The organism is Salidesulfovibrio brasiliensis JCM 12178 (assembly GCF_001311825.1).
Taxonomy (GTDB): domain Bacteria; phylum Desulfobacterota; class Desulfovibrionia; order Desulfovibrionales; family Desulfovibrionaceae; genus Pseudodesulfovibrio; species Pseudodesulfovibrio brasiliensis.
In genome coordinates this window covers 1-22,501 of record NZ_BBCB01000020.1, presented here as the reverse complement: position 1 = coordinate 22,501, position 22,501 = coordinate 1, and the positions used below count along the sequence as shown (strand labels likewise).

General features: G+C 61.4%; 22 protein-coding genes and 2 pseudogenes. 7 read left to right on the top strand and 17 right to left on the bottom strand.

Annotated features, from left to right (window positions below; translation table 11 throughout):
- Positions 1-78 precede the first annotated feature (78 nt).
- The 13 genes and pseudogenes from JCM12178_RS07305 to JCM12178_RS07245 form a co-directional block, all read right to left on the bottom strand.
- Entirely contained in the window at positions 79-501 is a 423-nt protein-coding gene (locus tag JCM12178_RS07305; protein WP_054650086.1) for a F0F1 ATP synthase subunit epsilon, read from the bottom strand.
- 11 nt (positions 502-512) lie between these two features.
- A complete protein-coding gene (gene atpD / locus JCM12178_RS07300) occupies positions 513-1,910 on the bottom strand; it encodes a F0F1 ATP synthase subunit beta (RefSeq protein WP_054650083.1) in 1,398 nt (465 codons plus the stop codon).
- Between the two features lie 18 nt (positions 1,911-1,928).
- A pseudogene (locus JCM12178_RS07295) lies at positions 1,929-2,803 on the bottom strand (F0F1 ATP synthase subunit gamma).
- Positions 2,804-2,820: 17 nt separating this feature from the next.
- Positions 2,821-4,329 carry a F0F1 ATP synthase subunit alpha gene (gene atpA / locus JCM12178_RS07290; RefSeq protein ID WP_054650081.1) on the bottom strand — a complete coding sequence of 503 codons (1,509 nt, stop codon included), beginning with the start codon at positions 4,327-4,329 and terminating at the stop codon, positions 2,821-2,823.
- Between the two features lie 4 nt (positions 4,330-4,333).
- On the bottom strand, positions 4,334-4,885 hold the full coding sequence (gene atpH, locus JCM12178_RS07285; RefSeq protein WP_054650079.1) for an ATP synthase F1 subunit delta: 552 nt from the start codon (positions 4,883-4,885) through the stop codon (positions 4,334-4,336).
- The gene (atpF, locus tag JCM12178_RS07280) at positions 4,882-5,580 is read right to left on the bottom strand and encodes a F0F1 ATP synthase subunit B (protein WP_245628663.1); all 699 of its coding nucleotides are present in this window, start codon (positions 5,578-5,580) and stop codon (positions 4,882-4,884) included. Before atpF ends, atpH begins: the two co-directional genes overlap by 4 nt.
- 25 nt (positions 5,581-5,605) lie before the next feature.
- Positions 5,606-6,031, bottom strand: a complete 426-nt coding sequence (locus tag JCM12178_RS07275) for a F0F1 ATP synthase subunit B (protein WP_054650077.1) — start codon at positions 6,029-6,031, stop codon at positions 5,606-5,608.
- 134 nt (positions 6,032-6,165) lie between these two features.
- Positions 6,166-6,528, bottom strand: a complete 363-nt coding sequence (locus JCM12178_RS07270; protein ID WP_054650075.1) for a bactofilin family protein — start codon at positions 6,526-6,528, stop codon at positions 6,166-6,168.
- 30 nt (positions 6,529-6,558) lie between these two features.
- Positions 6,559-7,665 carry a rod shape-determining protein RodA gene (gene rodA / locus JCM12178_RS07265; RefSeq protein WP_054650073.1) on the bottom strand — a complete coding sequence of 369 codons (1,107 nt, stop codon included), beginning with the start codon at positions 7,663-7,665 and terminating at the stop codon, positions 6,559-6,561.
- Positions 7,666-7,669: 4 nt separating this feature from the next.
- Positions 7,670-9,541: a penicillin-binding protein 2 gene (gene mrdA / locus JCM12178_RS07260; protein WP_083465797.1), complete on the bottom strand. Its 1,872-nt coding sequence runs from the start codon at positions 9,539-9,541 to the stop codon at positions 7,670-7,672.
- Complete coding sequence (locus JCM12178_RS07255) at positions 9,525-10,013, bottom strand: hypothetical protein (protein ID WP_054650071.1); 489 nt, start codon at positions 10,011-10,013, stop codon at positions 9,525-9,527. Before JCM12178_RS07255 ends, mrdA begins: the two co-directional genes overlap by 17 nt.
- A complete protein-coding gene (gene mreC, locus JCM12178_RS07250) occupies positions 9,997-10,845 on the bottom strand; it encodes a rod shape-determining protein MreC (protein WP_054650069.1) in 849 nt (282 codons plus the stop codon). Before mreC ends, JCM12178_RS07255 begins: the two co-directional genes overlap by 17 nt.
- 1 nt (position 10,846) lies before the next feature.
- Positions 10,847-11,889: pseudogene (locus JCM12178_RS07245) on the bottom strand (rod shape-determining protein).
- A 253-nt stretch (positions 11,890-12,142) separates the two neighbouring features.
- On the opposite strand from JCM12178_RS07245, the gene mnmL reads away from it, so the two are divergent.
- From mnmL to JCM12178_RS07225, 4 genes are all read left to right on the top strand, one after another.
- Positions 12,143-13,030 (top strand): tRNA modification radical SAM protein MnmL/YtqA, encoded by an 888-nt coding sequence (mnmL, locus tag JCM12178_RS07240; protein WP_369404474.1) that lies wholly within the window; start codon positions 12,143-12,145, stop codon positions 13,028-13,030.
- Between the two features lies 1 nt (position 13,031).
- A complete protein-coding gene (locus tag JCM12178_RS07235; protein WP_054650067.1) occupies positions 13,032-13,517 on the top strand; it encodes a methylated-DNA--[protein]-cysteine S-methyltransferase in 486 nt (161 codons plus the stop codon).
- Between the two features lie 89 nt (positions 13,518-13,606).
- On the top strand, positions 13,607-14,821 hold the full coding sequence (locus tag JCM12178_RS07230; RefSeq protein ID WP_054650065.1) for a CgeB family protein: 1,215 nt from the start codon (positions 13,607-13,609) through the stop codon (positions 14,819-14,821).
- 14 nt (positions 14,822-14,835) lie between these two features.
- Positions 14,836-16,242 (top strand): glycosyltransferase family 9 protein, encoded by a 1,407-nt coding sequence (locus tag JCM12178_RS07225; RefSeq protein WP_054650063.1) that lies wholly within the window; start codon positions 14,836-14,838, stop codon positions 16,240-16,242.
- Here the strand turns inward: JCM12178_RS07225 and JCM12178_RS07220 are convergent.
- Both JCM12178_RS07220 and JCM12178_RS07215 read right to left on the bottom strand, forming a co-directional pair.
- The gene (locus JCM12178_RS07220) at positions 16,223-17,506 is read right to left on the bottom strand and encodes an anthranilate synthase component I family protein (protein ID WP_054650061.1); all 1,284 of its coding nucleotides are present in this window, start codon (positions 17,504-17,506) and stop codon (positions 16,223-16,225) included. The genes JCM12178_RS07225 and JCM12178_RS07220 overlap by 20 nt on opposite strands.
- Positions 17,478-18,113: an aminodeoxychorismate/anthranilate synthase component II gene (locus tag JCM12178_RS07215; protein ID WP_369404470.1), complete on the bottom strand. Its 636-nt coding sequence runs from the start codon at positions 18,111-18,113 to the stop codon at positions 17,478-17,480. The genes JCM12178_RS07220 and JCM12178_RS07215 overlap by 29 nt, the downstream gene beginning before the upstream one ends.
- Between JCM12178_RS07215 and JCM12178_RS07210 the strand changes: the two genes are divergently transcribed.
- Both JCM12178_RS07210 and JCM12178_RS18650 read left to right on the top strand, forming a co-directional pair.
- Positions 18,112-18,945, top strand: a complete 834-nt coding sequence (locus tag JCM12178_RS07210) for a substrate-binding periplasmic protein (protein ID WP_054650059.1) — start codon at positions 18,112-18,114, stop codon at positions 18,943-18,945. The two genes, JCM12178_RS07215 and JCM12178_RS07210, sit on opposite strands and share 2 nt — an antisense overlap.
- Positions 18,946-19,013: 68 nt before the next feature.
- Positions 19,014-19,175: a hypothetical protein gene (locus JCM12178_RS18650; protein ID WP_172677086.1), complete on the top strand. Its 162-nt coding sequence runs from the start codon at positions 19,014-19,016 to the stop codon at positions 19,173-19,175.
- Positions 19,176-19,258: 83 nt separating this feature from the next.
- On the opposite strand, the gene JCM12178_RS07205 is transcribed toward JCM12178_RS18650, so the two are convergent.
- Together JCM12178_RS07205 and JCM12178_RS07200 are read right to left on the bottom strand one after the other, a co-directional pair.
- Entirely contained in the window at positions 19,259-20,113 is an 855-nt protein-coding gene (locus JCM12178_RS07205; protein WP_054650057.1) for an SRPBCC family protein, read from the bottom strand.
- A gap of 106 nt (positions 20,114-20,219) precedes the next feature.
- Entirely contained in the window at positions 20,220-21,161 is a 942-nt protein-coding gene (locus JCM12178_RS07200) for a phosphotransferase enzyme family protein (protein ID WP_054650055.1), read from the bottom strand.
- Between the two features lie 118 nt (positions 21,162-21,279).
- On the opposite strand from JCM12178_RS07200, the gene era reads away from it, so the two are divergent.
- Positions 21,280-22,197 (top strand): GTPase Era, encoded by a 918-nt coding sequence (gene era / locus JCM12178_RS07195; protein ID WP_054650054.1) that lies wholly within the window; start codon positions 21,280-21,282, stop codon positions 22,195-22,197.
- Positions 22,198-22,501 lie beyond the last annotated feature (304 nt).

The window sequence follows — 22,501 nt, the reverse complement described above, 5'->3', positions numbered from 1 at the left end:
GATATCACAAGTGCATGAAAAGCAAAAAGGGCGGACCGGAAATCCGGCCCGCCCTTTGAAGGGTCTTGCTGGTCTCGCCTAGCAGGTACCGGCGCTCTTTCCAGAGGCGGTGCAGCTGGCGCGCATGATGGCGCGCTTCAGGGCTGCCTGATTGCGGGCGAATTCCACGTTGTCCTTGGCCTGCTGGGCACGCTGCTCGGCACGAGCGCGGGCCTTTTCTGCACGATCGACGTCGATTTCGGACGCCTTTTCGGCAACTTCGGCCAGGATGGTTACTTTGTTGTCGCTGACTTCAGCGAAACCACCGGCGACGAAGACATAGTAGTTCTTGCCGCCCTGCTTGTAGTAGAGATTGCCGATCCCGAGCGCGGAAAGGAACGGAACGTGGTTGGCAAGGATGCCGAACTCGCCCTCAACGCCGGGGCAGCCCACGTATTCCACGTCCTCGGAAAGCACTTTCCGGTCAGGAGTGACGATCTCAAGCTTCAGGGTGCTAGCCATGGGTTATCCCCCTACTTTTTAGCCTTCTCGATGGCTTCTTCAATGTCACCGCACATGTAGAAGGACTGTTCCGGAAGATCGTCCAGTTCGCCTTCGAGGATGCGGCGGAAGCCCTTGATGGTGTCTTCCAGCTTGACGTACACGCCCGGGACGCCGGTGAAGACTTCCGCAACGTGGAACGGCTGGGACAGGAAACGCTGGATGCGGCGGGCGCGGCCAACGGTGAGCTTATCTTCGTCGGACAGTTCGTCCATACCGAGAATGGCGATGATGTCCTGGAGGTCCTTGTACTTCTGCAGAACCATCTGGACTTCACGGGCGGTGCCGTAGTGCTCTTCACCCAGAACGTTGGGGTCGAGAATACGGGAGGTGGAGTCAAGCGGGTCAACTGCAGGGTAGATACCGAGCTCGGCGATCTGACGGGACAGAACGAGGGTACCGTCAAGGTGCGAGAAGGTGGTAGCCGGTGCGGGGTCGGTAAGGTCGTCCGCAGGGACGTAAACCGCCTGAACCGAGGTGATGGAACCCTTGGTGGTGGAGGTAATGCGCTCCTGCAGGCCACCGAGGTCAGTACCGAGCGTGGGCTGGTAACCAACTGCGGAGGGCATGCGGCCGAGAAGTGCGGACACCTCGGAACCGGCCTGGGTGAAGCGGAAGATGTTGTCGACGAAGAGCAGCACGTCCTGACCTTCTTCGTCACGGAAGTATTCCGCGCAGGTCAGTGCGGTCAGTGCGACGCGAGCACGTGCTCCCGGGGGTTCGTTCATCTGGCCGTAGATAAGCGCGGCTTTCTCGAGAACGCCGGCTTCCTTCATTTCGTGGTAGAGGTCGTTCCCTTCACGGGTACGCTCACCAACACCTGCGAACACGGAGATACCGCCGTGCTGCTTTGCGATGTTGTTGATCATTTCCATGAGGATAACGGTCTTGCCGACACCTGCGCCGCCGAACAGGCCCATCTTGCCGCCCTTGGGGAACGGGATGAGCAGGTCAACGACCTTGATGCCGGTTTCGAGCACTTCAACGTTGGTGTTCTGCTCGGTGAAGAGCGGAGCCTCACGGTGAATGGGCAGGGACTTTTCAGCCTTGATTTCGCCCATTTCGTCAACGGGACGGCCGACAACGTTCATGATGCGGCCCAGGGAAGCGGCGCCGACAGGAACGGTGATGGGAGCGCCCAGTGCGGTGACGTCCATGCCGCGGACGAGACCTTCGGTAGCGTCCATGGCGATGGTGCGAACAATGTTGTCGCCCAGATGCTGCGCAACTTCGCAGATCAGGTCCGGAGCGTCGGTGTTGTTCGGGTTATTGATCTGAACTGCCGACATGATGTTCGGCAGGTTGCCTTCAGGGAATTCGACGTCGACAACGGCGCCGATAACCTGCGCGATTTTACCTACGTTAGACATAGTATTAAGCCCCCTTAATTATCCTTTCAGCGCTTCAGCGCCGCCGACAATGTCCATGAGATCGCCTGTAATGGCGGCCTGCCTGGTCTTGTTGAACAGAAGAGTCAAAGACTCGGTCAAGTCGTCGCATGCCCGGGACGCGTTGTCCATGGCGGCCATGCGCGCAGCGTGCTCGGAGCACGAGGTGTCGAGCAGCGCGCGGTAGACCTGAACCTTGATGAACCGAGGCAGCAGTTCCGCCAGGAGTCCTTCAACGGACGGTTCGTAGATGTAATCCCCGGCTCCGCCTGCTTCGGCGGCCTCGCCCTCTTCTTCCTTGGAGATGGGAAGAAGGCTGAGCGATACGGGGTTCTGCCTGGCAATGCTCTCGAACTCGCCGTAGCAAACGTGCACTTCGTCAAGCTCGCCCGCGAGGTAGTCGCGGATGACTTCCTCACCAAGCCTGCGGCCAGGGAGAAGTCATAAGTGTTCATGGCGTCGCGGTCTTCGCGCTTGACCTCGTAATCGGTCTTGCGGAAGAAGTCGGAGCCTTCTTGCCCATGCAGTACACCTTCACGGCGAGGCCTTCGGCGCTTGGCGTTTGCCAGCTTGCTGGCGGTGCTTATGATTTTCGTGTTGAATGCGCCACAGAGTCCGCGGTCGGAAGTGACAACGATGATGCCGACACTTTTGATCTCTTCGCGGACTTCCAGCAGCGGATGGGCCGAGCCATCTGCACCGGCTGCCAGATCACCAAGCATATCATAGAACTTGCTGGCGTAGGGGCGGAACCGCTCGATGCGTTCCTCCGCGTTGCGCAGCTTCGCCGAGGCCACCATGTTCATGGCCTTGGTGATTTGCTTGGTTTTCTTGACGCCAGTGATCTTGTTCTGGACGTCTCTCAAAGAAGCCATTCGTTACCCCTCGGGTTTTAGGCGCTGAAGCCCTTCTTGAATTCGTCGATAGCGGACTTCAGACGGCCTTCGATGTCGTCGTCGATCTGCTGCTTTTCCACGATGTCCTTCAGGATGTCGGACTTGGCGTTGCGCATGAACTCAAGGAATTCGGCTTCGAACTTCTGGACGGACTCGACTTCGATGTCGTCCATGTAGCCGCGGGTACCGGCGTACAGAACCGAGACCTGCTCTTCGACGGAGAGCGGCTGGTACTGGGGCTGCTTGAGCAGCTCGACCATGCGGGCACCGCGGTTGAGCTTGGCCTGGGTGGCCTTGTCGAGGTCGGAACCGAACTGGGCGAATGCGGCCAGTTCGCGGTACTGCGCGAGGTCGAGGCGCAGGGTACCGGCGACCTGCTTCATGGCCTTGATCTGTGCGGAGCCACCAACGCGGGAGACGGAGAGACCGACGTTGATCGCGGGGCGGACACCTGCGTTGAACAGGTTCGGCTCGAGGTAGATCTGGCCGTCGGTGATGGAGATAACGTTGGTCGGAATAAACGCGGAGACGTCACCGGCCTGGGTTTCGATAACCGGCAGTGCGGTCATGGAACCTGCGCCGTACTTGTCGTCCATCTTCGCGGCACGCTCGAGGAGCCTGGAGTGGAGGTAGAAGACGTCGCCGGGGAATGCTTCACGTCCCGGGGGGCGGCGAAGCAGGAGAGACATCTGGCGATACGCGACGGCCTGCTTGGAAAGGTCATCGTAGCAGATGAGGGCGTGCTTGCCGTTGTTGCGGTAGAACTCTGCCATGGTGCAGCCGGTGTAGGCGCCGATGAACTGCAGCGGAGCGGGCTCGGATGCGGTGGCGGAGATGATGGTGGTGTATTCCAGAGCGCCGTGCTTGCGCAGGATGTCGGCGACGAGGGCAACGGATGCCTTCTTCTGGCCGATAGCAACGTAGAAGCAGTGCACGTCGGTGTTCTTCTGGGCGAGGATGGCGTCAACGCAGATGGCGGTCTTGCCGACCTGACGGTCACCGATGACGAGTTCGCGCTGGCCGCGTCCCACCGGAACCATGGCGTCGACGGCCTTGAGGCCGGTCAGGCAGGGTTCGTGAACGGACTTACGGGGGATGATGCCCGGGGCCTTCATTTCGACCGGACGGGTTTCCTTGGCGTCAACGGGTCCGAGACCGTCGAGGGGCTGACCCAGCGGGTCGAGCACGCGGCCCATGACGGCGTCGCCGACGGGCACGGAGAAGATCTCGCCGGTACGCTTGACGATGTCGCCTTCCTTGATGCCGGTGTCCGGGCCGAGAAGGGCCACACCGACGTTGTCTTCTTCAAGGTTCAGAACCATGCCCTTGACGCCGCCGGGGAATTCCAGCAGCTCCATGGCCATGGCGTTTTCCACGCCGTGAACACGAGCGATACCGTCACCAACGTAGAGGACGGTACCGGTCTCGCTCATTTCGACGCGGGACTCATAATTCTGAATCTGATCTTCAATGATCTTGCTGATTTCTTCCGCTTTGATCTGCATGGCCCTACTCACCCCTTTTGATATTTTCTTTCAAGATCTGCAACTGAGCCCTCAGGCTGGCGTCCAGCACCTTGTCCCCGATCTTGAGGACAACACCGCCGAGAATCTCAGCGTTGTCTGCAAACTCAAGCTCCAGCTTTTTGCCGGTCTGTTCTTCCAGACGCTTCTTGAGCTCGGCCTTGCGGTCATCAGCCAAAGGCTTGGCAGTGACCATCTCACCGGAGATAATACCCTGAGACTCATCGAGCATCTTGTTATAATCGGCGGCAATGGCGGGGAGAACGGACAGTCTGTCCTTGTCCGCGAGCAGGTCGCAGAAGTTCTTCACCATGGCATTGGCGCCGGTTTTTTCAACAATCTGGTTCATCACGGACTTCTTTTCGCCCGGATTGAAGGTGGGGTTCCGGAAAAAGCTCATGGCCTCCGGAGCCTCCAGCAAAGCCTCTGCCAGCCCCTGAAGTTCCTGACCGTACGCCGCGAGCTGTTCATCACCCTGCTTCTGTCCTACGACAAACAGGGCTTTGGCGTACCTGCGGGAAACGATGTTACCGGTCAATTGAGCACCACCTTGTTTAAGTATTCATCCACGAGCTTGTCGTGTTCAGCGTCGGAAAGCTTTTCACGGACGATCTTTTCGGCGGCGGCGACAACGAGTTCGGCCACTTCGGCGCGCATGTCGTCCAGAGCACCCTTGGCTTCGTTGGCTGCGGTGCGCTTGGCCTGATCCTTCAGGACCTCGGCATCCTTCTTGGCCTTCTCGATGATGGCCTCGCGAAGTGCCTGCCCCTGCTGTTCGGCCTCGTCCAGAATCGCCTTCTTCTCCTGTTCGAGATTGGCGATGGACTGTTCGACACCCTTGAGCTTCTTCTCGGCCTCGGCCTGACGAGCCTGCAGGTTGTCGAGGTCATCCTTGATCTGGGAGCGACGACCGACGAAAAACGCCTTGATCTTGCCGCCCGCGGCATAAACGAGAATGCCGATGAACAACACGAAGTTGATCACGCGCCACATGTAGTTCTTCCAGGGAAGACCGTGGTGTTCGCCTTCCTTGGCGTGTTCTTCGGCGGCGATTTCCTTGGCGACTTCCTCGCCTTCGCTGGCCAGCTCATGGGCGACCTTTTCGCCTTCGCTCACCTCGGCGCTCGCGACCTGAACGACCGGAGCGACCGACTGCTGGGTCTTGGCGACGGCAGCAGTGGAGAACGCCAGCGCACAGACGAGAATCGCTGCGACAATGTACAACCGTTTCAAAATGAAACCCTCCTCTATGCGTCCGTTAGGCCTGGCCAAGAATCTTGTCCGTGGCTTTGTTCGCGTAGGTTTCGATGTCCTTGGCGAGCGCTTCCATGGCAGTCTTCACCTGACCGTCGATTTCCGTACGAGCAGCCTTGAGCGTCTGCGAAGCTTCCTCTCCGGCAACGGAAAGCAGCTTCTGCTCTTCAGCCACGCCCTCATCACGAAGCTTGTTGCGAACTTCGTTTCCTTCCTGGCGAGCAGCCTGAAGTTGCTCTTCATAGCCCTTCAGTTTGCTCTCCGCCTGGGAACTGAACGTTTCGATCTTGTCCATCTGACCCGCCATCAAATCTCTGCGCTGCTTGATGATTTCGCGGATCGGGCGGAAAAGAAGGATGTTCAGACCCACCAGCGTGATCAGGAAGTTCACGAGCTGGATCAAAATCCCCTGTAGCGTAAAATCTATCATACCTTGTGCCCCCAAGAGGTTGTGAATTTTAGCGCAAAGTCACTGGCGTTTACCCAATTTTCCAGAGTGTGTCAAAGGCTTTTTCCAGCCGGACACACCGCGATTTGCGCTATTTCGTCCGTGTTGCCGGATACCTATTCGGCTTCAACCGGAAGCTCCGGAACGGTTTCGAGGCTGCCCATGGTCAGCCGCCCTTCGAGTACCGCTCCTTCCTCAACCACCAAAACCGGGGTCTTTATGTCGCCGATCAGGTTGGCCGACTTGTGCAGCACGACCTTCTCGGCGGCGACAACCTCACCCCGGATATTTCCAGAAAGGACGAGCTGGCCCACATGGACCTGCCCCTCGACAACGGCATCCTGCCCCACGACAAGCGTGCCGTCCGATATAACTTCTCCCTCAAAATGCCCGTCAATTCTGACAGCACCCTGAAAGTTCAGCTTTCCGCTGTAGTTCGTCCCCGCTCCCAGGAACGCATTGATCTCATCTCTAGCCACGAACGCCTCCAGAAGACCTTTCGCTCACGGTTACTTGAACAGGAACCGGCGCATTGACACATTCAGCACAAGGCCGATCAGGCAAAAATTCACAAGCGTTGCGCTACCGCCGTAACTCACGAACGGCAAGGGTATGCCAACTACGGGCATAAGCCCGAGAACCATACCCATGTTGATTAGGATTTGCCAGAAAAAATAGAAGAACACACCGGCCGCCAGATAACTGCCGAAGAGGTCCTTGGCGTCTCTGGCGATTGTGACCATCTGATACAGAAAATAGCAGAACAGGGTGAGCAGGATCATGGTCCCGGCAAACCCCCATTCCTCACCGAAAACCGCAATGGCGAAGTCGGTATGTTTTTCCGGCAGAAAACGCAGCTGGGACTGCGTGCCCTCCAGAAACCCCTTGCCCCAGAATCGCCCGGACCCGATGGCGATTTGCGATTGAATGATATGGTATCCCGAACCGAGCGGATCCTTGGCGGGATCAAGAAACGTCAGGATGCGCTGTTTCTGATAATCATGCAGGAAAAACCACGAAAGCGGCGCCAATGCCGGGATTGCCACTATCATGGTCTTGAAGACCCGGCCCGTGACGCCCCGGTAGAGAATCATGCCGCCGAGAATCATGAGAATGGACAGCCCGGAGCCGAGGTCGGGCTGGCGAATGACCATGCCTGCCGGGATAAGCCCCACCCCAACGACATAGGCCAGTCTGCCAAACCCCAGCGGTTCGCGCTCGTCCGCAAGGATGCGCGCTCCAATGATCAGGATGCAGATCTTGGCCATTTCGCTGGGCTGAAAATTCATGAACCCGAGATCCAGCCAGCGCTTGGCCCCGTAGATTGTCTTGCCCGCAAAAAACACGGCCAGCAACAGCAGGCAGGTAAACCAAAAGAGCGGCCACGCGATGGTCTTGAGGTGCCGGTAGTTGGGAAGCATGAACACGATCATGCCCACCATGCCCATCAGCCCCCAGACGAGCTGTTTCTGATAGAACGGCGCCACGCTCATGCCGTCCTCCAGCCGGAACCCGCTTGCGGAATAGAGGTTCAGCACCCCGGCAAGAAAGAGGACCAGCGTCAAGCCGATGAGCTGCCAGTTGATATGGAGAATGAGTCGTCTGTCAACGGCCATTGGCTCACTCCTCCCCGCCCGAGGCATTGGACGCCGTATTGGTCACTTTTTTCACAATCGGCTTTTTCCGCTTCTTTTTCAGAATCTTGTCATGGAAAAGATACTCAATGACTGCCTTGATGACCGGCCCTGCGCCGCTGGAACCGTGCAGGCCGTGCTCAATCATGGCCACAATGGCGTACCGGCGGTCGCCCTGCTCGGCAAAAGCCGCCATCCACGCATGGTCCCGATATTTATAGGGTATCTCATGATCCTTGAGCTTGCGGAGCTCGTCGGTGAGCCGCACAACCTGCGCGGTGCCGGTCTTTCCGCCCACGGTCACATCCTTGGTGCGAAGCCTGCGGGCCGTGCCGCGCGCACCGTCTACCGTATTGACGAAGGCGTCCTTGAGCCGCTTCAGATGTTCGGGTCTGGAAGGCAGCAATCCCTGCACCGTGACCCTGCCGTCCTTGAGCAGTTCCGGCTTGAGCAGCTTGCCGCCGTTGATGACCGCACTGACGAACCGCGCCACCTGAAGCGGCGTCACCAGCGTGAAGCCCTGCCCGATGGAAAGGTTCAGGTCGTCGCCGCCCTGCCAGCGCTCGCCGCGCGCCCGCAGCTTCCACTCGCGGGTGGGGATGATACCCGGCTTCTCGTGCGGCAGCTGGATGCCTGTGCGGGCGCCGAACCCGGCGGCCTTGGCGTACTCGCTGATGCGGTCCACGCCCAGCCGTCGCCCGAGCTTGTAAAAATAGACGTCGCAGGATTCGGTGAGCGCCTTGAGCAGGTCCGTGGAACCGTGTCCGCCCCAGCGCCAGCGCCAGCAGCGGAAGGTGTGGCTGCCAAGCCTCGTCGCCCCGGTGCAGTTGACCTTTTCCGAGGGGTCGAGCATGCCGTTTGCCAGCCCGGCCCCGGCCACCACGTGCTTGAACACCGACCCCGGCGGATAGGTGGACTGGATGGGCCGGTTCTGCATGGGGTGCATGGGGTCGTCGCGCAGCTTGGCCCACTGCTCCGGGCTGAGTCCGGCGGTAAACGCATTGGAATCAAAGGATGGCGAACTGACTATGGCCAACAGTTGGCCCGTATCGGCGTCCATGACCACCACGGACCCGGCCTCGTCGCGCAGCCAGTCCATGATGAGTTCCTGCAATCCGAGGTCGATGGACAGCACCGCCTGATACCCGGCGCGGGGCTGCTTGAGCACCCGGCCTTCCAGCCGCCTGCCGTTCACATCCACCTCGTACTGCATGAGTCCCTTCTCGCCGCGCAGCCGTTCCTCCAGCATGAGTTCAAGCCCGAGCTTGCCCACGTCGTCGCCGAGCGCCAGTGAGGGGATCTTTTCCATCTCGGCCTCGTTGGCTTCGGCCACGTAGCCAAGCACATGGGCCATAAGCTTGCCATGCGTATACACGCGGCGCGGCCGGATGCGGATTTCAAGGCCCGGCCATTCCAGCTTGTTGGCCTCGAAAAGGGCCATCTGGTCAAACGTCAGATCAGGGATAAGAATAAGCGGCTCGAACGGCTTCACCAGCCTGCGTTTCTTGCTGTAGGTCTCCTTGAGCGCGGAGAGCGGCTCGCCGGTCCAGTCGGCCACCTGCTCCAGCGTGGCGTCCACATCCTTGCAGTCCTCGCGAACCAGTCCCAGCGCGTAGGCGGGCTCGTTTACGGCCAACAGCTTGCCGTTGCGGTCGCGGATGAGTCCACGGGGCGCAAAAATCGCTTCCTGCCGGAGCTGATTCTCGCGGGCCAAAACCGAAAAGACCTCACCGCGATGAATTTGCAGATACCACAGGCGCAGCGCGAACAGGCAGAACAGGCCGAGAATGAGCGCCTGCAGCAGAAGCAGCCCATGACGAGGCGGCTGCTGTTCGTTCTGATTAGAGAGGTGCGCCATCAGCCTTCAACCCCTTGGGAAAGAATCGCGAAGCCAGCCACCAGACCACCGGGAAAACCACTGCCTGCGCCACGCCTTCTGCAATCGTGCGGCTCATGGTCGTCTCCATGGTCTCCAGCGACAACAGCCCGGACGTGAGCAACGGGTGCATCACTCCCATGAAGACGCCCAGCAGGCACATGAAGAGTACGCTTCTGCCTTCGAACATCCAGCGGCCCATGGCGAACGCAAGCGCCAGAAATCCGTAGCTCGCCACGCCGTAACCAAACGACAGCCCGCCCATGCCCTCCTGCAGGAGAATCCAGAAAAGACCGAGCAGCAGGGGCCGCAATCCGGGTCGCTCCTGCATGGCCAGCACAAGCCCCGGCGCGAGAAAATCGACGCCCGGCAGGAGCTTCTGCGCCCAGACAGCCACGGCGGTGTAGCCGAGCCACCAGACAAGCGCCAGCGTCGTGTTATTCTCCCGCCGCATGACCTTCCTCCTCGGCGGGCGCGCGATCGAGCAGGAGCAGTTCTTCGAGCTGGGAGGGATCCACGAGCGGTTCTGCGATAATGGTCAGGAAAAGGGAGATGTCGGACCGTCGGACATCGGTGATGCGGGCCACGGGAAGCCCCTTGGGAAAAACACCCGCCATGCCCGAGGTCACGAGCAGTTCGTCAGGCTCGATCTCGGCGTTGAGATTCATGTACCGGACTTCGAGCGACTCGTTGGCCCCGTTGCCGACAAGGATGCCCTGCGAGCGGTGCACGTCGCCCTGCACCGCCACACGGCTGTTGGGGTCGGTTATCAGGAGAACCTGCGAGTTGCTGAACCCTGTCTTGAGCACGCGCCCCACCACCCCCCGCAGGCACACGGCGGGATCGCCCGCCTCTGCGCCGCTCAGGGTGCCCTTGTCGATGGTCACGGTCTCCAGCGCGGCCGCAGGCCCGAGCCTGTGGGCGATGACGCGGGCACCGGATACGGTCCAGCCCCGCGGCTCCACAAAGCCGAGCATACGCTCCAGCCTCGACGCCGCAGCCACGCGCTCGCGCATCTTGAGGTTTTCGAGCCGCACGGCGTGCAACTCGTCCTTCAGGCGGTCGTTTTCCTGCTTGAGGCCCACCAGATGGATGTAGCGTTCCCAAAAACCGACGGCCTGCCCCGCCACCCACTGGCCGGGCCGGATGACCCATCCGGCCACGTCGAGCCCGGTGCGGCTGGAAAGATCGTCAAGATACCCGGTCCTGAGGTTCCACGTGTAGAGACTCAGGTACGCAAACAGGCACAGAACGACCAGCAGAGCGATTCTTTTGGGCTTGGTCACGCTAGTCCGTAGTGATGTCCTTGTATACGTCGATATTGTCCAGGGCCTTGCCGGAGCCGAGCACCACTGCGGTCAACGGGTCGTCCACCACGGTGATGGGCAGCTGCGTCTCGTGCTGCAGGAGCTGGTCGAGCCCCTTGAGCAGCGCGCCGCCGCCGGTGAGGACGATGCCCCGGTCCACGATGTCCGCCGCGAGTTCCGGCGGGGTCTGCTCCAGCGCGATGCGCACGCCCTGCACGATGCCGTCCACCTGTTCGGAGATGGATTCGCGAATCTCCTCTGTGGTGATGGTCCGGTTCTGCGGGATGCCCGTCACGAGGTCGCGGCCCTTGACTTCCATCTCGGGCTCTTCGTCCCGATGGGATAGGCCGAGCCGACGGTGATCTTGATCATTTCCGCCGTGGATTCACCGATGAGCATGTTGTACTTGCGCTTGACGTGCTGCATGATCGCCTCGTCCATCTTGTCGCCGCCGATGCGGACCGAGCGGGCGTAGACAATGCCGGAAAGAGAGATGACGGCGATCTCGGTGGTGCCGCCGCCGATGTCGACCACCATGTTGGAGGTCGGCTCGGTGATGGGGAGGTTCGCGCCGATGGCCGCGGCCATGGGCTCCTCGATGAGGTACACCTCGCGCGCACCGGCGGACTGCGCCGATTCCTTGACCGCGCGCTTTTCCACCTGCGTGATGCCCGTGGGCACGCAGATCATGATGCGGGGCCGCACCAGACGGCGGCTGTTGTGCACTTTGGTGATGAAGTGGCGAAGCATGGCCTCGGTCACTTCGAAATCGGCAATGACCCCGTCCTTCATGGGCCTGATGGCCACGATGTTGCCCGGCGTGCGGCCGAGCATCTTCTTGGCCTCCGCACCCACGGCGAGCACTGTCTTGCCGCCGCGCGAGTCCTTTTTCACCGCCACCACGGACGGCTCGGAGAGCATGACGCCACGGCCTTTTACGTAGACAAGCGTGTTGGCGGTGCCAAGGTCGATGGCGAGGTCACTGGAAAAGGAGCCGAGTATCTTGTTGAGCAGACTACCCATTTATCCCCCGGTTAAGTCGGATTTATCGTCTTGCGCGATCTTTCCCCGGGCGGGGAAATGCGCTAGCGTACACGTTCAATCAAGGTTTGGTACCAGATGTAATCACGTCCCGCAACAGCCCGCAGCCCACGCGGGTCAAAAAAAACGGGCTTTCCGGCAACTTCACGATGCATCGCTATTATTCGCTCAACGTTTTTCTGCGCCGCACCTTTGGTGAACGGGTGCAAAAAGTGCCCCTCGACGCCGGGTTCTCCTGTCCCAACCGCGACGGCACCTGTCGGGAAGCGGTTGCGCGTTCTGCAATCCCTCCGGCTCCGGCTCCGGTCTTTCCGGCAGCATGACCCTCGCCGAACAGTGGGACCACTGGCGCGAACGTCTCGCAAAACGCTACAAAGTGCGGTTGTTCATGGCCTACCTGCAATCCTACTCCAACACGTACGGGCCGCTTGAGCGCATCCGCACCGTCCTTGACGAACTCCACGGCCTGCCGAGTCTCTGCGCCATCAGCATCGGCACCCGGCCCGACTGCCTCGATCAGCAGAAAATCGACCTGCTCGCCGACCTCAGGGAACGCCACGGCGTCGGCCTCGTCACCCTTGAGCTCGGCCTGCAATCCAGCCGCGACGACACCCTCCGGCACATCAACCGGGGCCACACCGCTGCGGATTTCGAAACGGCCGCGCGCATGGCCGCCGACGCCGGGCTAAACGTGGTGGCCCACGCGGTTGGCGGACTGCCCGCACCAGAAGGCAGGGAAACCGCCGACGACCTCGTGGCCACGACCCGCTTCACGGCCTCCCTGCCCGTCCACGGCATCAAATTTCACAATCTCTACGTCTGCAAAGGGACCACCGTGGCCCGCTGGTGGCGCGACGGGACATACGAGCCCATGTCGCGCGACGAGTACCTCGACGGCCTCGGCCGTTCGCTGGAGATTTTGCGGCCCGACATGGTGGTCCACCGCCTGCACGGCGACCCCGCGCACGACGAACTGCTCGCCCCGGACTGGGCTGGCGACCGCAACGCCACCCTGAACGCCGTGCGCGCACATCTGGAAACCCACGAAATCTGGCAGGCCAAGCGCAACGGCGCACAGTCCGGCCCGCCATCCACTTGGGACCCCAACGCCAAGGAGGCTTGACATGCGCTCGGAAACCATCGTCGCCGCTCCCCTCGCCCTTGAACTGGAATGGAACGGCGAAACCATCAAGGCCCTGCACCTCAAGTGGGCAAAGGACGCCACCGCATCCCCGGACCCTTCGGCCACGGCCCGGAAACTGCTCGCCGCCCTTGAACGCTACGTGGCGGGACAAAACCCGGACTGGCCCGACCTGCCGCTCGACATCGACGCCCTGCCACCCTTCCACCGCGCCGCCCTCAAGGCCCTGCGCGACAACGTCCCCAGCGGCGACGTGAAAACCTACAAGCAACTCGCGGAAATGGCCGGAAGCCCCAAGGCCTTCCGGGCCGCCGGTCAGGCCATGCGTAACAACCCATGGCCGCTGGTCTACCCCTGCCACCGCATCAACGGCTCCGACGGCAAGCTCATCGGCTTCGGCGGCGCTGACGGCGATCTCGGCATGAAGGGATGGTTGCAGCAGCACGAAAAACAGCACTGCCGGAAGTAGCGGCCCCGCCACCGACAAACGCGCAACACCCCCGCGTATATCTCATAAGGATATGGACATAACCGCCGCCGAGCGGTACATGTCGAGACATGACACATCTTGAAGGATACAACCCGCCGAAGTTGCCGGAGAAACTCCCCAGAATCCTGCTGATGACCAGTCAGTACTTCCTGCTCGGAGAAATCCGCGCCGCGCTGGACCGCCTGAACGTGCCGTGCGAACTGCTGGACTTCAACACCAAGGAAATGGACCTCGACACGTTCGTGAACACGGTTCGCGCCGCGCTGAACGGCTTCAGACCGGACTTCGTGCTGACGGTCAACCACCTCGGAGTGGATCATGAGGGCGTGCTGGCGCAAATCCTCAACGAAGCGGACGTGCCGCTGGCCTCGTGGTTCGTGGACAGCCCGTTCCTGCTGCTGGACACCTACCAAAACCTGACGGGATGCCGCACCGCGGTATTCACCTGGGACAGCAGCACGGTGAAACTGCTTTCGACCATGGGGTTCGACACGGTGGCCCACCTGCCGCTGGGCTGCGACCCGACCCGGTTCGTGCCGGGCCGAACGGACGCACCCGAGGAGTGGCGGGCCAGAGTATCTTTTGTGGGCAACTCCATGAAAACCAAGGTCGAACGCCGCTTCGTGGCCGCACAGGCGTCCTTTGCGCTGGTGGAAGCCGGATTCGACCTCGCGGAAGGCTTTGCCGAAGCGGACGATGACACGGCACGCCAATACATAGCCAGAGTGCGCCCGGATCTCGCCGAGCGGCTGGCAGACGTACCGGCCCCGCAGCGGCTGGCATACGAGACCTATATCACGTGGTTGGCCACCTGCCTGTACCGGCGCGAGTGCATCGTCCGGACCATGCCGTTCGAGCCGCTCATCGTGGGTGACAACGGCTGGACCGAGCTCTACAAGAATTTCCCGGGCTGGCGGTATCACAAGGAACTGAGTTATTACAACGACCTTCCGATTTTCTACCCTGCCAGCGAGGTCAACTTCAACTGTACCAGTCGCCAGATGCGCGGCGCAGTGAACCAGCGGGTCTTTGACGTGCCGTGCTGCGGCGCGTTCCTTGTCACGGACCGGCGCGAGGGCATCGAGGACCTTTTCGAACCGGAAACCGAGGTCATCTGCTACGACGATAAGGACCAGATCGAAGGGCTCATCACCCGTTACCTCGACGACCCGAAAGGACGCGAGGCCGTGGCAAATGCGGCTCGCAAGCGCATTCTGGCCGAGCACACCTACGAACACCGCATGGTCACGCTCATGGAGCACATGCGCAAAACCTTCGGATAACGGCGGCCACATCGATGGAAAAACCGATCCTTGTTCTCCAGATGCAGCGCATGGGCGACCTGATTCTGTCGTTCCCGTTGTTTCTGTGGCTGGGTCGGCTTTATCCGAACAGGGAAATCCTGGTAGCGGCCGAAGAGGGGTTCTACAAGCCGCTCATGCCGCTGTCGCCAAAGGTGACGTACATTCCGTGGCACGGCGTCAATGTCCTGAAAAAGCGTGATTACCACCTGATCGTCAACCTGAGCATTCAGGAAAAAGCGGCCCGGCTCTGCCATGATCTCAACGCAGAACGCAAGCTCGGCCCGTCCATGGACGAGCACGGGGCGCGCTTCGTGCATGGAACGTGGCAGCTCTACCGCTCCTCGCTGGTAAAAAACAACCGCTACAACCGCTTTCACTGGGCGGACCTCAACGCACTGGACGCCGTCCCGCAAAAGCGCATCGCGGACACCCGGTTCGACATACCGCGCACGCTTCCGAAAAATGTGAACAAGGTCGGCCTGTTTCTCGGAGCCAGCGAGGCAGCCAAACGCCCCACCCCGCAATTCTGGGCAGATCTCGTGCGCGACCTGCTCGGCAGAGGGCTTCGTCCCATGCTTTTCGGCGGCCCGGCAGAGGTGGAACTGGGCGAAGAGGTCACACGGCTCTCCAATGCTCCGGCCCTGAACCTGTGTGGCAAACTCGGCCTCGACGAACTGAGCGCCGTGGGCCAGACGCTTGCGCTGTTCATAACCCCGGACACCGGGCCGATGCATCTCGCCGCCTGGACCGGCCTCAAATGCCTCAATCTGAGCATGGGCAACGTCAACCCGTGGGAAACCGGTCCGTACACGCCGGGTCACTACGTGCTGCGTGCCGACATGGACTGCGCCAAGGGGTGCTGGCACTGCGACAGGGACCGGCTGGAGTGCCACGGCCCCTTCGACCCCAAGCGGGTGGCCGCACTGGCCTCGCGCATGGCTGCCGGGACCGGTCACGAAGGGCTGGCCCGGATGCGTTTGCCGGACCTCGCGCTCTATCGCACCGGCAACACCCCGGACGGGCTGTACCATCTGGAACGGCTGGACGACACGCCGCCCGACGAGGAGCGGGTGCTCTCCGCGTTCTGGCAGTCGTTTTTCGGCAACCATCACGGGCTGTGGAGCGACGAGCGCGCGCGAAGCGACTGGCAGACGGTTCGGGAGACCTGCCCGGAAGCGGCGGAATCGCTGCTCGGCCACTTGCCGGAAACGGGCAGACAGTTCCGCCACGGCGTGGCAAAGGGCGAGCTGCTGACGTGCTCCTTCTGGGAAACCAGCCCGCGTGAAATCCGTCCCTTCACCGGGCTCTCGCACATGATGCTTGAAAACGGGGATTTCCGCCCGCAGGCATGGCGTCAGGCGCTGGCCATGCTGGAGCGGCTCATAGATATTTGCCGCTGACCGCGGCACCCTTCAAAAACTTCTCGGCCTTGGCCATGGTCTCCAGATACTCCGACGCAGGGTTGGAATCCACCACGATCCCGCTGCCGGCCCAAGTGTCCAGCCTGCCCGTATCCGTGTCAAAAAGCGCGGTGCGGATGGCTATGGACGAATCCATGTCACGCGGGCCGTGGATGCACACGAGGCTGCCGCAGTAGACTTCGCGGGAGTGCGGCTCCAGTTCGTCGATGATGCGCATGGAGCTTTGCTTGGGACATCCGGTGATGGAACCGCCGGGGAATGCGTTGAAGAAGAGGTCGAGGCAGTCGCGGTCCCCGCGCAGGGTCCCGGTCACGTCCGAATACATCTGCAGCAGCCGGTCCACGTGAAAGACGGACTTGTGCCTCGGCACCTCCACAGAGCCGAATTCACAGTCCGCAGAAATGTCGTTGCGGATAAGATCCACGATCATGGAGAGCTCTGCGTCTTCCTTGGCCGATGTCACCAGCCTGCGGACCAGAAGGGGGTCGTGTCCCTCCGCCTCCATCGTGCCCTTGATGGGCTGGGAGAGCACCTGCCCCCCATCCACCTTGAGAAACCGCTCCGGCGAGGCCGAGAGGACCCGGTACGGACCGGAACGGAACCAGCCGTAAAACGGGGCGGGGTAGCGCTGCTGCATGTAAAGAAACAGGCCCAACGGATCGAGGTCCGGGCAGTCGCGCTCAAAGCGGATGGAAAGATTCAACTGGTAGGTCCAGCCCTCGCGGATGCGCGCAAGGGTCTCGCGAACTCCCTCTTCATATCCCGCCCGGTCCACGCTGGCCCGAACCGGGCCGTTCAGGTCCGGCGCGGTCACGGCCGAGTCAATGTCCGATTCGGCGAGGGCCAGCAGACGCTCCGCGTCCACCCCGGTGGGGGCGGTAACGACAAGGGTGCCGCAGGCATGGTCATAGACGACGGTCATCCGGTAGCGTTTGAGGTGTCCGGCGGGAAGAGCCGAACGCTCTTTGGGGAGGCACTTGCCACGCAATGAAAGGCCGTAATCGTACCCGATGTACCCAAGCACCGGCCCGGCTTCGGCAAAGGCGAAGCGCTTGACCTCCTCCACCGGGGTTTCGGCAGTCATGACCAGTTCATCGGCGGGGTCCACCCCGATAATGGAGCGCGACTCACCGGGCCACCCCCTTGGCGAAATCAGCATATCCGCCTCAAGGTCCCGCGCCAGCCGCCGCGCAAAGGCGTCGAACCGAACCGGATCAAGCGACTGCGAGCGAATCGAGGGCATGACCGAGTATCTCCTTGCCTTGAAGCGTAAGAAACGATTCCGGATGGAACTGCAAACCGATGATCGGCAGGCCCGGGTGCGAAACCACCATGGGCGCGCCGCAGGAAAGCGCGGCCTCCACCTCCAGCGGGGGCGCAACCTCGGCGCAGTAGAGAGAGTGATAGCGGGCCACGGTCCATTCCGCGCCGCGCCACTGCATGACACCGGTTCTGCCGTGCACGCACCCGTCAAGCTGCTCGACACGCCCGCCGAAGTGGACGTTTATGATCTGCATGCCGAGGCAGACGCCCAGTAGCGGCGTGCCCGACTCGATCATCCCGCCGTATCCCGGATAATCCTCCGGCCTTCCGGGCCCCGGGGAGATTACGTGAAGGTCCGCGCGCTCCGCCTCATGCAGACGCGAATGCGGCACCACCACAATCTCGGCCTGCGGCAGGGTCGCCGCCAGCAGGTGTTCCAGATTGCGGGTAAAAGAATCGTTATTGTCCATCAGCAGTATGCGCACCCCCATGACATAGCCGAGGCGCGAAGCGGGGTAAAGTACCGCGAACCGAATCAGGCTCAAGGGGTTGCCAAAGCGGAAAACGCGGGTATACCCTTTCGGCATGATTCGCCTGAAGTCCCTTGCTGCAACCCTGACCTGTATCTTTTTCGGCTTCCTTGTCTTTGTCCCGACAAGCAGCGCCGACCAAGGCTTTGCCATCTCCGGCTATGCTGGCGACCTCTATCCGTTCAACTACAAGGAAGACGGCAAGTACAAGGGAATCGCCGTGGACATCCTCGAGCTGCTGGCAAAACGCACTGGGCACCCCCTCGACACAATCACGGCCATCGCATGGGCCCGCGCCGTGGAGGACGTTCAGTCGGGCGCGCCGGGTATGGTGGTTTTCTCGCTGGTGCGCACGGAGGAGCGCGAGCCACACTACGCATGGGTCGGCCCCATCGGCACGTTACGGCTGGGCCTTGTGGCGCACAAAGGCCGCGGAATCGCCGTCCACGCATCACAGGACCTCAACAGCTATCGCATCGGGGTCATCCGCAACAGCGCCCCGGTCTCGCTGCTCAAGGAGGTGCTCGGCCCCGACACCACCGCCATCAAGCCGCTGCTTTCCAATGAACTCCAGTTCCGGATGCTCGAAGCCGGGCGCGTTGACCTCATCACCCAGTCATCGTCCGCCGCGCCCCGAATCATGCGCTCCATGGGCATGGAGCCTTCGGACTACGAAATGGTCTACGTGCTCAGAAATCTCGACCTCTATCTGGCCTTCAGCCCCAAAACACCGCCGGAAGCCATCGAGGCCTTTCAAGAAGAACTGGATGCCATAAGAAAACCCGACGACGACGGCACCAGCGAGTATGACGAGATCGTCAGCCATCATCTTGGAGGCGGCGGGCCCATTGAGCTTTCACACGGGCAGGAGACACCCGGACTCCAGTAATCGTGGATGGCTTGAGCGTGTTCGCAAGAACGTGCTATGCAGCCTGAAACCACACCCGGAGGAACCGCATGAAACTGGCAAAACGACTGGTCATCGCCCTGATGATACTCTCTCTGGCCCTGCCCTTGATGGCCTGTGAAAAGGAAGGCCCCGCCGAAGAGGCCGGACGCAAGATCGACAAGGCCATGGACGACGCCAAGAACAAGGCCAAGGAACTGCTCGGCGACTAGCCGGGATCAATGGGAACGGACACCCCCGCATCCGCTGCAGCGCGGAGGCGGGGTTTTGCTTTTCAAGGATGAGGCTTGCCGCTTCAGTAGCGCCCCTTCCGTGCGAAAACGGAGCAGGCCGCGACCACGACGGTCAAAGACAGCGCATAGATCGGGACAGGCTCAAAGGCGAGGCAAACCCACAGCCACGCAAGACCGCACAGCATTGGCAGAATCACGCCGGAAACGCCGCGCCCGGCAACGATCATGAACAGGATGCCCAGAAGGGAAACGGCGAGGCCCGCCAGCCAGAGATAATCCGGCAAGGGAGATAGGCGGACATCCGGCCCGGCCTCGGCGCGCGCCTTGATGCCCAGTAGCATCCGGCGCTCCATGATGAAATGAAGCGGCATGACCCCGGCATACCCCGCCTTGGTCGCGACGGTGTCCAGCGGCCAGCCGTGAGTGCGCACGATGAGCCGTGTCCTGCCCGGCCCGTCGTCGTTCAGGGAAAAGGCTCCCCAGCCCCCGAACACGAAGCACCGCCCCGGATCGACTGCAAGGACCGGCCAGCGGGGCTTGTTACCATCCGGCGCTGCTCCGGGAGTGGAGGGCACCAGCCGCCCCACCCGCATCCTCTGAAACTCGGGAACGATCTCCGCGACATTGCCGTTTTCATAGCCGAGCAGCCGTTCGAGAAAGGTGTAACTGTAGAACCCTCCTCTGTCGGCGCCAAGCTGGACCAGCCACTTCCAGACCGTCTCGCGCGGGGCGTCGATACTCACGGCACGCGTGGAACTGATAAACGGGGCTGCGTCGTCCCCGAGCATGGCGGCAACGACCTCGCCATCGCTTGCACCCCAACGCATCATATCCCCGTATATGAACAGCCGATAGCAGGCCGCCGTCACGCCGACAACCAGCGCCGCGACCACAATAATCCTGCCGAGCTTTCTCATGATCCCCCCTACGAAATGCAACGTGTATACTATACGTCAAAGCCGTATAGCACACTGCAAAACAAAACGCATGACGCTTCCGAGACGAAAAAAAAGCTCGAACGGCCTATTTGTTCAGGGTACGACCGAACAGCGCGGCCAGTCCGCCGCGATGTTCCGCCAGAAGGCGCATGTAGCGAAGCTCAAGTTGCTGCATCTCGGTGTCGGCCCGGCGCAACCACTCCGACATCCACGCAAAGCGCAGGCCCAGAATCAGCTCGGGCAGCATGTCAAGATTCTCCTGCGGCAGTCGGTCCCGGTCACGCAATCTGCGAAGAAGCGCCGGAGCAAGGCCGTTGCCGAGGGCGTCCGGGTCCTCAATCCCCACACAGCCGAGGCAGTTGGCGAGGTCATAGAGCTTGGGCCGCAGGCCGCAGAACTCCCAGTCCACCACAGCGGCCACGCCCGTGCCCTGCCAGATGACGTTCAAAGGATGAAAATCGCCGTGACACAGCTCGGCGGGCAGCTCTTCCCACGCCTCAAGAAGCGGTTTTATCCCCTTGCGCAGCTCGCGCAAGGCTTCATGAAGCACCGGATTGCGAGGCCGCAGGGCGTCGAGCAGGTCGCTGGTGTAGCCGCCGAGGGAAAAATCCGGGTCGGGCCTGAACGGCGGATAGTCGGCAACCGCATCCGAAAGGTCGGCAAGAAACGTCCCGAGTTCCACGCCGCGCTCCGAGTCGTCCACATAGTCCGGCTGCGGGAGCGGATCACCGGGCACAAACGGCGACAGCTGCCAGTGGTAGCCGCCGCTTTTGGCCGTAAATCCCGACTCCGGCACCCGCCGGTAGGCAGGAACCGGCAGCCCCGCGTCCGCAAGATGACAAAGCAGACCGCCGATGCGCTCGCGCCGCGCAGGCTGCTTCGGAAAAAGTCGCTCGATCATCCAGACCGCACCGTCCGCGTCTTCCACCGCAGCGCGCTTGACGCACCGCTCCGGGCTTCCGGGAAGATGCAAATCCGGCCGGGCAACACCGCCGCGCGGGTCCCAAAGGGAGAGTTGTTCGTGCATGGTGGATCAGGTATCAGGAAAGCGCGGCCGGGAAAAGGGATATACTTGCGGTTGATGCCTGCGGCGCATACGGATATAGGTACGACCCCAAACAGCGACCAAACGCTTCGGAGGAAGCATGAACGATACGCACAAATTCGGCATGGTGGCGCTCATCGGCCCGCCCAACGCGGGCAAGAGCACCCTCATGAACCAGTACCTCGGGCAGAAGGTGGCCATTGTCTCACCCCGGCCCCAGACCACCCGCAACCGCATCAGCGGCATCCTGACCGAGGACGACTCGCAGGTCGTCTTTCTCGACACGCCCGGCATCCACCGCCTGCGCGGCCGCATGAACCGCTTCCTGCTCGACTCGGCATGGTCCGCGCTGGCCTCCTGCGACTGCGTCGTGGTCATGCTCGACGCCGCGCTCTACGCCAACAAGCCGCACCTCATCGAGAAAGAAATCGAGCCCATCGTCAAGCCGGTCACGGACTCCATGCGCCCGGTGCTCATCGCCGTGAACAAGGCCGACAAGGTCAAGGAAAAAGCCGCCCTGCTCCCGGTCATGCAGAAGATCGCCGAACTCTTCCCCACCGCCGAAGTCTTCCCGATCTCCGCTCTCAAAGGCCAAGGCACGGACGAACTGCTGGCCAAGACCATGGACCACCTGCCCGAAGGCCCGCCCATGTTCCCCGAAGACCAGGTTTCCACCGTGCCCCTGCGCTTCATGGCCGCCGAGACCATCCGGGAAAAACTCTTCCTCACCCTGCGACAGGAACTGCCCTACGGCACGGCCGTCGAAATAGAACAATGGGAAGAAGACACCGAGCGCGGCATGGTCACCATCCACGCCGTCATCTACACCGCCAAGAAGAACCACAAAGGCATGATCATCGGCAAACAGGGCGCGACCCTCAAAGACATCGGCTCCCGCGCCCGCAAGGAAATCGAAGAGATGCTGGGCATGAAGGTTCACCTCGAACTCTGGGTCAAGGTCCGCGACAACTGGACCGAAGACAGCGGCTTCCTCCGAGGCCTCGGCCTCGGCGAATAGCCAGCCTCGCATAGTGACGGGCATAAACCCCGCCGACAGACAGTCGGCGGGGTTTTTTGTTGCCTCCGGCGGCTTAAGGACCTTTTTGGCAAAAGGTTCTTAAGAATCTCCAAAATCTTATAGCTTGCCTTCGGCAGGGTAGTTCGATCCTGTCAAGGGACAGCAATACAGGCGAGCGGCGGAGGTTGTTGGAGAAGATATAGCCCTGCCCACTACATACAAGGACAGCCTGCGGTTGCAGCAAGAGAAATCCATACGCGCACGGACAGCTTCGCCGAAGGCAAGCCAAAAAGCTTTGGAGTTC